Raw genomic sequence first — 1452 nt, forward strand, 5'->3', positions numbered from 1 at the left:
CCAGCCATGAGCTGACGACGCCGGTGGGCGCCGTGAGCCTGCTCGCTGAGGCCATCGAGTCCGCAGCTGACGATCCTGCGCAGGTGCGGATCTTCGCCTCGCGCATCTCCGCTGAGGCTGCCAGGCTCGGACAGCTCACCGGCCGCATCATGAGCCTGTCTCGGCTGCAGGCCGCTGACGGCATCACCGACTTCGACCCGGTGGCGATGGACGAGGTCGTCACCGCATCGATCGAAGCGCATGCGGTGCAGGCCGATTCGGCGGGGGTCGAACTGATCCGCGGAGGTGACAGGGGCGCGTTCGTCAGAGGCGACGCGCAGATCCTGATCGAGGCGGTCGGCAACCTCATCGCGAACGCGATCGTCTACTCGCCGCGCGGCTCACGCGTCGGTGTCGGCGTGAAGATCGAGGGGGAGACCCTCGAGGTCGCGGTGTCCGATCAGGGCATCGGGATCTCGGAATCGGACCGTGAACGCATCTTCGAGCGCTTCTACCGCGCGGATGAGGCGCGCTCCCGCCGCACCGGCGGCACCGGCCTCGGCCTCTCGATCGTGAAGCACGCCACGCAGCGCCACGGCGGCGAGGTGCGGGTATGGTCGCGGCCGAGTCGCGGATCCACCTTCACGATGGTTCTGCCTCGCATCGATGCCCCGTTGCCCGATGCCACAGATCGTAAGACCAAGAAGAAGCGCGCGAGGAAGACGGCCAAGGCCGCGGCCCTGCGCGCCCGAAACGGAGAGACCGTATGACCCGCATCCTTCTCGTCGAGGACGAGCCAGACCTTGCCGATCCGCTTGCCTACCTGCTCCGCCGCGAAGGCTATGAGGTGGAGATCGCTGAGGACGGTCCTGGCGCACTGACCGCCTTCAGGGAGCGCGGCGCCGACATCGTCCTGCTCGATCTGATGCTGCCCGGAATGCCGGGTACCGAGGTGTGCCGGCAGATCCGCTCGACCTCGGCGGTGCCGATCATCATGCTCACGGCGAAGGACTCCGAGGTGGACATCGTCGTGGGGCTCGAGCTCGGTGCGGACGACTACATCACGAAGCCGTACTCGTCGCGCGAACTGCTGGCGCGCATGCGCGCCGTGCTCCGGCGCGTGGTGCAGGCGGACAGCGATCTCGACGAACGGGTGCTCGACGGCGGGCGCGTCACGCTCGACATCGACCGGCACACCGTGACGGTCTCCGGCGAGGAGATCAACATGCCGCTGAAGGAGTTCGAGCTGCTGGAGGTGCTGATGCGCAACTCCGGCCGCGTCCTCACCAGAGGGCAGCTCATCGATCGCGTGTGGGGCAGCGACTACTTCGGAGACACCAAGACGCTCGACGTGCACATCAAGCGCATCCGTTCGCGCATCGAGGAGAACCCCGGCGAACCGGTCATGCTCGTCACCGTGCGCGGCCTCGGCTACCGCTTCGAGGGCTGACGCACCCGAGGCGAAGAGGCCGG

Annotated in this window: 2 protein-coding genes; both read left to right on the forward strand. The window is 67.6% G+C overall.

Going from position 1 to position 1452, the window contains the following annotated elements; all coding sequences use genetic code 11:
• A partial coding sequence (locus ACNPNP_RS18295) for a sensor histidine kinase (protein ID WP_448967475.1) occupies positions 1 to 749 on the forward strand: 749 nt, incomplete at its 5' end.
• Positions 746 to 1429: a response regulator transcription factor gene (locus ACNPNP_RS18300; protein WP_188437158.1), complete on the forward strand. Its 684-nt coding sequence runs from the start codon at positions 746 to 748 to the stop codon at positions 1427 to 1429. The genes ACNPNP_RS18295 and ACNPNP_RS18300, both read left to right, overlap by 4 nt.
• The last annotated feature ends 23 nt before the right edge of the window (positions 1430 to 1452 follow it).

This window comes from Microbacterium xerophyticum (assembly GCF_053543555.1).